This window comes from Leucobacter sp. 7(1) (assembly GCF_900163635.1).
In the GTDB taxonomy this organism is placed as follows: Bacteria; Actinomycetota; Actinomycetes; order Actinomycetales; family Microbacteriaceae; genus Leucobacter.
The window spans coordinates 23186-30778 of record NZ_FUID01000085.1; the positions used below are offsets into that span (position 1 = coordinate 23186).

A 7593-nucleotide genomic window follows, 5' to 3' on the forward strand; every position below is an offset into this window, starting at 1 on the left:
GGATGCCACTTTTTGTTAGAAAGTGGCAGAGTGCTGGTAGTTTTGTTCCGCTGATGGGCCCAGCAATTTGCCGCGTAATGGCCTCTAGCTGACGCTTTCAGAGTCCTCCGCGAGAGGCGGCTGCACCGTCCAGCCGGTGGCGCGTTCGAGTTCCGCCGCGAACGCCGGGGCGAGGCTACGGGAGTAGCTGCGGGAGATGTGGTCCTCGTCGAAGAACACGGGGACGCCCCCGATGACGCCGTAGCAGGTGCCCGCGCGGCAGAAGCGATCAGAGAGATCCATCGCGGAGATCTGTGGATCGGAGCTCGTAGCGGCAGCATCCGCGAGAGCGTCGGGTGGGAGCACCTCGGACACGGGTGCGGTGCACGCAGCCGCTTGAGCGAGATCGCGCTCCACACAATCGGGTCCGAGCCGCGCCTCCGCGTAGGGTGCGTCCCGGATTGCGACGACCTGCGCGCCAGCCTCACGCCACTGCGAGAACAGTTGCGCGCTGGCTACGGCGACTTGTTCAGCTTGGGATCGCCCGCTCCCATCATCGATTGTCTCCTGCGCGGTAAACGTGGACACCAGAATCAGTGCGGGATCGCTCTCGCGAATCCGCTCGGTGACGTCGGCGCTCCAGCTTCGGCAGGCCTCGGACTTCGCCCCGTTCGCATCCGGTATGCCCTTGAACGCGACGCGATCCACGTCGACGATGGGGCAGCCGCCCTGCATTGAGGAGTTGACCCGCCACCCGTTGCCGCGCGCGACCTCATAGACCGCGGCCTTCCAGTGCTCGGCGTGCGAGTCGCCCACGAGCCACACGAGCGGCGCCTCGGAATCTGATCCCGCGGCACCCGATCCCGCGGCACCCGATCCCGCGGTGTGTGATCCCGCGGAGTCTGATTTCTTGATGCCGGATCCCGCGGCCGAGAAATCGCACTCAACAAGCGACGGCTTCCCTTCGGCGAGGATCTGCTGCTCGGCGAGCGTGCACTCCGGCGGCGAATACCACGGTGCGTTGTCGTCGCCTCGGGGCGCAAGCTGCGCGGCACCAAACAGCTCGCCGCAGTCAGCCGCGGGATCGAGCGCGGCGGCGCCAAAGCAGCCGCTGCGCTCGAACTCCGCGGCCGCACGCGCGGCCTGAGCCGTGACCTGCTGTGCGGCCACGTGTACGCCGCCGGCGAGCAGCGCGACGACAGCCACGCTCGCGGCGGTGGCCCACAGGGTGCGCCTCGGCCGGGCGCCGCGGAACAACCGCGTACGGCCCGGATCTTCGACGTAGCGCTTCGTGAGGGCTGCGAGCACGATCGTGAGTGTGAGAATGAGGACGCGGTCCTGCAATCGGAGTTCGCGGGCTAGCACTGCGGGCGCGAGCACGATGAGTGGCCAGTGCCACAGATAGAGCGAGTACGACACATCGCCCGCCCACTGCACCGGCCGCCAGCGCAACACGAGCAGCGGCGACAATCGCGGGGCCTGGTCGCCGGTTGCGATGATCAGCGCGGTGCCTGCGACGGGCAGCAGGGCCCACGGGCCGGGGAAGGCAGTCGTCTCGGTAAACGTCAGCGCGGAGTACCCGATCAACCCGAGACCCAGCCAGTGTGCCGTGCCCCGCACGAGCGTGACGCCCGCGCGTCCACCCGCCAGCCAGCGCGACCAAGCAGGAGCGGCGAGGGCGACGAGGGCGCCAACCATGAACTCCCACACCCGAGTGCCAGTGTGGAAGTATGCGAAACTGCGCTCGGTGCCAGTCAGCCACACAGCGAATGCGAAAGAGATCACTCCGATGAGGGTCACCGCGAGCAGCAGACCCACCCGCGGAAATGAGGACGCTGAGAGGTGCGTCGGAATGGCAACATGAGCACGTCGGCGCAGGAGCACCGCCAGGCCAAGGAGCACGATCGGCCACAGCAGGTAGAACTGCTCTTCGACGGAGAGTGACCAGTAGTGCTGCACCGTTGTCGCGGCGTCACTCTGCGCGGAGTAGTCGACCGCGCTGGCCGCTAGGAACCAGTTCTCCACGTACGCGGTCGCCGCAAACGTTTCGTTGGCGATGCGCGGCCAGCGTTCCGCCGGGAGCCACAGCAGGGTGCCCGCGAGCGCGGCGAGACTGACGACGAGCGCCGCGGGCAGCAGCCGGCGCGCGCGCCGCGCGTAGAACTCCGCGAAGGCGATCCTGCCCGTGTTCATCAACTGGGAGATCAGGTGGGTGGAGATCAGGAAACCTGAGATTACGAAGAACACGTCGACGCCGACGTAGCCGCCGGGAAGCCGATCCGGCCACAGATGATTGAGGATGACGAGCCCCACCGCGATTGCGCGGAGCGCCTGGATATCGGTGCGCGTGGGGCGCGAGACGCGGGCCCTGTGCTGGGGAGCGTCGCGCAGCGTTGGGGCGGTCGCTCGAGATGTGTTGCTCAGCGGTCGTCCTCTCGTGCGGCTCGGCGACACACGCCAAGAGTGTTGAGTCTAGTCAGTCCGCACGGTCGTCTTCGTGCCTCGCAGGAGGGAGCCCCCAATCCCAGTGCGGGATCGGGGGCTCGGACGCGAATTGTGACAGCTAGCGGCGCGGGCCTTGCGATTCGTCGGCGTCTTCGGGCAGGATCCCGACAGCGTCGACCTTGTGTGTATCCGGTCGTTGGGGCCTGATCCCGCCCTGCCGGTCAAGTTCTGCCTCTCGAGTGCGCCAGGCCTGGTATCCCGGCTCGTCCGCGAGAGCGCGCTCAATTTCTGCGGACGTTGCGCGCAGCTTGGGATCGAATTTCAGATACGCGCGGGTCTCACGCGCCACGAGCCCGGAAAGGATGATGAGGCCGATGAGATTGGGAATCGCCATCAGGCCATTCATCATGTCAGAGAACGACCACGCGATCGCGAGCTGGGTGGTCGCCCCGACGAAGACGATGAGGGAGAACACCACACGGAACGGCATCACCACGCTGCGACCGAAAATGCGGACGATGTTGCGCTCGCCGTAGTACGCCCAGCCGAGGATTGTCGACGCCGCGAACATCACGAGGCCGATCGTCACGATCCAGTGCCCCCACTCGCCCGGCAAACCGTTGGAGAACGCCTGCCCGGTCATGAGTGCGGGGGAGAGCTGTTCGCCCGTGGAGGGGTCGATCGAGGTGTACGTGCCCGTCGTGATGATGACAAGCCCGGTCATTGTCACCACGATGATCGTGTCGATAAACGTCTGCGTCATCGACACGAGGCCCTGACGCACCGGGTGGCTTGTCTGCGCGGCGGCCGCGGCGATCGCGGCGGATCCCATGCCGGATTCGTTCGAGAAGATACCGCGGGCGAAGCCGTATTGGATTGCGATGATGAACACCGATCCGGCGAAGCCGCCGGCCGCAGCGGTTCCCGTGAACGCGTCCGCAAAAACCAGGCCGATCGCGGCGGGCACATCACCGAGGTTCACGAAGAGGATGTAGAGCGCGGCGACAACGTAGAACACGATCATGATCGGCACGAATCCGGCGGTGACCTTGCCGATTGACTTGATGCCGCCCACGAGCACGACGAGGACAAAGATGGTGAGCACCACGCCCGTCACCCATGTGGGAACGCCGAAGCTGTGCTCCACGTTCGCGGAGATCGAGTTCGACTGGGTGAGGTTGCCGATGCCGAAGCATGCGAACACGGCGAAGATCGTGAACGACCAACCGAGGATCTTGCCGAGCGGGCCGCGGATGCCCCGCTCCAGGTAGTACTGCGGCCCGCCGTTGCGCTCGCCCTTGCTGTCAGCCTGGCGGAAGCGCACCCCGAGGAACGCCTCCGAGTACTTTGAGGCCATGCCGAGGAGGCCGGTCACCCACATCCAGAAGAGTGCGCCGGGGCCGCCGATACCGATCGCGGTGGCGACTCCCACGATATTGCCCGTGCCGACTGTCGCGGCAAGCGCGGTCGTGAGGGCCTGGAACTGAGAGATGTCTCCGCTCGAACCCGGATCGCGGCGGCGGATGATGCCCAGATTCAGTGCGGCCCCGAGGCGCAAGAACTGGATTCCCCCGAGGCGGAATGTGAGGTAGAGCCCAGTGAGGAACAGCAGCGGAATGAGGACAAACGGCCCCCAGATCACGCCGCCGATTGAGTCGAGAATGCTCTGCAGTGTGTCAGTCACGGTAGTAGCTCAGTCCTTCGCGTCGCTGCGGGATCGGATGTGGGTCTGTCCGAGGATGTGGCGACTGTAGCAGTTGGCCGAGGGTGGGCGCGAGGCGCTGCACGGCGTGTGCGCCGTGCAGCGCCCGCGAGAACCAGGCGTGGGAGCTAGTGCTCGGGCGCGTGCAGGAGCGCCGTGCGCGTGGTGTCCTGGCCGTCGCGACCCACTTCGTGCACGCGGTGGGTACCGAACCGATTCAGGAGCCAGGATTCGACCCGCCCGAGTCGCCGCCCGCGCCGCCAGATCAGATCAACGGAGACGATCCAGTCGGTGAACGGGTAGGCGTCGAGTTGCAGCTCGACAAGCTCGCCCGAGGCAATCTCGGTGAGGATCAGTTGCCGCGGAAGTGTGGCCCAACCGACGCCTGAACGCGCGAGCGAAACGAGCACGTCATACGAGTCCGCGTGCCAGGTCTGCGCCGACTGCAGGTACTCGCTTGTGGGCAAGGCGCTGGAGTGGGCGATGTAGGCGAGGTGGCGATGCCCGCGCAGGTCATCGAATGTCGGGCGGTCGAGCGCCGCGAGTGGGTGATCACGGTGAGCTACGTGAGTCATGACAAGCTTCCCCATCTGGTGGAACCGCAGGTGTTCCGGGTATTCGGGAAGCGCGAACGCGATGCCAAGGGCGGCCTCGTCATCCAGCACCAATCGACTGGCGTCGCCTTGCGCGGGGTTCTGGATCACGAGATCGGTGTGCGGGAATTCCGCGGCGAAGCCTTCCAGCACGGGCAAGACTTGCCGGGGTGGGATGCCGACCGCGAGTGTCACGCTTGGGGCGTCGTCGGCGGCGAGCGCGTCCCCGTGTCGCTCAAACGACACGGCGCGGTCGTACAGCATCCGCGCTTCCAGGAGCAGAGTCTGCCCCTCGTCAGTCAGTGTCGGGTTGCGAGATGTCCGGTCAAAGAGTTCGACATTGAGTGCGATCTCCAAGTTGGAGATTGCCGCGCTTATCGTCGATTGTGAGCGCCCCAGCGCACGCGCCGCGGCGGAGAAGGATCCGTGCTTCGCGGAGAGAACAAACGCTTCCACCTGCTCAAGGCTGAGTCTCATGCCGTGGATCCTATCGCTTCTCTCGATGGAAGCTCACTTCGTCCATCGTCCTAGCCGGACCTAGCCTGGCCTTGTGCACGTCGGAATCAAGGAATCAAGGAAAGGAAGACTATGAAAACCGCGGTCAAAGAAGCCCGCTTGCGCTCGACCGATCCCGTTGATGAAGCGCTCCCGCCTCGCTCAATGGTGACGCTGGGCCTGCAGCACGTACTCGTCGTCTACGCCGGCATCGTTGCGGTGCCCCTCGTCCTGGGAAGCGCGCTCGGTCTTGGCCAGAGCGAGATCGTCATCCTCATCAACTGCAACCTGATTATCGGTGGCCTCGCCACCCTCCTGCAAACTCTGGGAATATGGCGCTTCGGTGCCCGGCTTCCGCTGATCCAGGGTGCTTCGTTCATTGCTCTCGCTCCCATGGTGCAGATTGGGACCGAGTACGGGATCGGCACGGTGTTCGGTTCGGTGATCGCCGCGGGCGCGCTTGCGATCGGACTGGCCCCGCTCTTCTCTCGGCTGCTCCGATTCTTCCCGAGAGTCGTGATCGGCTGCCTCATCACCACCGTCGGCATCTCCCTCATGCCCGCCGCCGCAGGGTGGCTCGGCGGGGGAATCGGAAGTGAGACCTTCGGCCAGCCCCAGCACCTCCTGATCGGCCTGCTCACCGTCGTGGTCACCGTTGCCGTCTATGCCTCATTCAAGGGCCTGATGAGCAGCCTGTCGGTGCTCATCGGGATGCTTGTCGGAACCATCGCGGCCTTCCTTGCCGGGATGAGCGATTTCGGGGGCGTGTCAGAGGCCGCCTGGTTCGGTATCGCCGCACCGCTCAGCTTTGGGCCACCACAGTTCAATCTCGTCCCCATCCTCATCATGACCCTTGCCATGATTGTCATCATGGCTGAGACCACGGGGAACGCACTCGCCATCGGGCGCATGGTCGGTGCCGAGATCACGCCGCGTCGGCTGGGCAATGCGTTCCGCGGCGAGGGGCTCGCCACCATGATCAGCGGGGTCTTCAACGGTTTTCCGCTCAACGCCTTCAGTCAGAACACCGGCTTGATCGCAATGACGCGGGTCCGGAGTCGGTACGTCGTCGCAGTCGGTGGCGGGATCATGGTGCTGATGGGCTTGATCCCGAAACTTGGAGCGATCGTTGCTGCGATCCCGCCGGCCGTGCTTGGAGGCGGAGCTATTGTCATGTTTGGCATGACGACTGCCGCGGGCATCCAGGAACTCGCGGGAGTGAAGTACGAGGGCACTCACAACGCGCTCATCGTGGCCGTATCGCTGAGCGTCGGCGTGCTCCCGATGGCGATGCCGGCGCTTCTCGAACACGTGCGGGGGCCACTCGCCCTGGTGCTCGAGAGCGGCATTTTTCTCTGCGCGATCGTCGCAGTTCTTCTGAACGCCGTACTCAACCGAAGCCCGAAAATTTCAATTACACAACAGGAAGGAACCGACACGATGTCGACAACCGAGAACCCCACCCCCAGCGAGGCCGACCTCGCCCACCTGCGCGCGACAATCGCCCTTGCCGACGAAGCCCGCCAGGCGGGACGGCATCCGTTTGCCTCGATTGTGGTCGCTGCCGACGGACGCGTGATCGCGTCGAAGGGGAACAACTCGATGCCGCCGGAGGGCGACCCCACCCAGCACGCTGAGTTGCGTGCCGCGGCGGAGGCGGCGACCGCGGTGCCCCTGGACGAACTCCCCGGGGCGACGCTCTATACGAGCGCCGAACCGTGCGTGATGTGCACCGGGGCCGTGTACTGGACCGGCATCGGCCGGATCGTGTACGCGCTCTCCGAGCACCGGCTGCTGGGAATCACCGGCGATGACCCGGAGAACCCGACCTTCGATCTGCCGTGCCGCGAGGTGATCGCGCACGGGCAGCGCCACATCGAGGTTCTCGGGCCACTGCTGGAGGACGAAGCCGCGGCGAGCCACGCCGACTTCTGGACGCGTCAGACGAGCTGAGCGGCGGACTCAGTAGGGCTCCGCGCCCTCGGCCGAGTTCTCGGCTGAGGGCGCGGAGGCATTATCGAGGTGCGCCGTGGGCGGCGACGAAGTCCACCGCGGTTGTCGTGATCTCCTGAACATAGGGCTGGAGTGCATCAACGTGGCGCAAGAATCGTGGCGTCTCCGCCCACAGTGCTCTCGCCTCGGGGGAGCGGAACCGCGTAATCACGATCAAGTCCGTGCCGCCTCGCGTGCGATACATCTCGTTCCCGAGCCAGCCGTGTGCGGTGGCCTCGATGCTCATGCGCTGCGTCTCGGCGATCTGGAACTGGATTAGTGCGTCGAGCCCGCCGTCGCGGGCGGTAAACGTGTTGATCGAGATGAACGGGGTGCTTGGCTGCTGCTGCTGCTCATTCATGGTGTTCTCCTTGCTTCGGGGGGGGG

General features: G+C 65.5%; 5 protein-coding genes. 1 reads left to right on the plus strand and 4 read right to left on the minus strand.

The window, feature by feature from the left end:
• Window positions 1-84: 84 nt before the first annotated feature.
• From FM113_RS15895 to FM113_RS15905, 3 genes are all read right to left on the minus strand, one after another.
• Window positions 85-2433 carry an acyltransferase family protein gene (locus FM113_RS15895; protein WP_087015812.1) on the minus strand — a complete coding sequence of 783 codons (2349 nt, stop codon included), beginning with the start codon at window positions 2431-2433 and terminating at the stop codon, window positions 85-87.
• A 109-nt stretch (window positions 2434-2542) separates the two neighbouring features.
• On the minus strand, window positions 2543-4108 hold the full coding sequence (locus tag FM113_RS15900) for a sodium:alanine symporter family protein (RefSeq protein ID WP_087015813.1): 1566 nt from the start codon (window positions 4106-4108) through the stop codon (window positions 2543-2545).
• A 146-nt stretch (window positions 4109-4254) separates the two neighbouring features.
• Entirely contained in the window at window positions 4255-5196 is a 942-nt protein-coding gene (locus FM113_RS15905) for a LysR family transcriptional regulator (RefSeq protein ID WP_087015814.1), read from the minus strand.
• Between the two features lie 111 nt (window positions 5197-5307).
• Between FM113_RS15905 and FM113_RS15910 the strand changes: the two genes are divergently transcribed.
• Window positions 5308-7167, plus strand: a complete 1860-nt coding sequence (locus tag FM113_RS15910) for a solute carrier family 23 protein (protein ID WP_087015815.1) — start codon at window positions 5308-5310, stop codon at window positions 7165-7167.
• A 61-nt stretch (window positions 7168-7228) separates the two neighbouring features.
• Here FM113_RS15910 and FM113_RS15915 read toward each other — a convergent pair.
• Window positions 7229-7593: antibiotic biosynthesis monooxygenase (locus tag FM113_RS15915; RefSeq protein ID WP_217896037.1), on the minus strand; the 365-nt coding region annotated here is incomplete at its 5' end.

Excerpts from the sequence above, each read along its gene's own strand:
- FM113_RS15905 (WP_087015814.1), bottom strand. The coding sequence starts at position 5,196 with ATGAGACTCAGCCTTGAGCAGGTGGAAGCGTTTGTTCTCTCCGCGAAG.
- FM113_RS15910 (WP_087015815.1), top strand. The coding sequence starts at position 5,308 with ATGAAAACCGCGGTCAAAGAAGCCCGCTTGCGCTCGACCGATCCCGTT.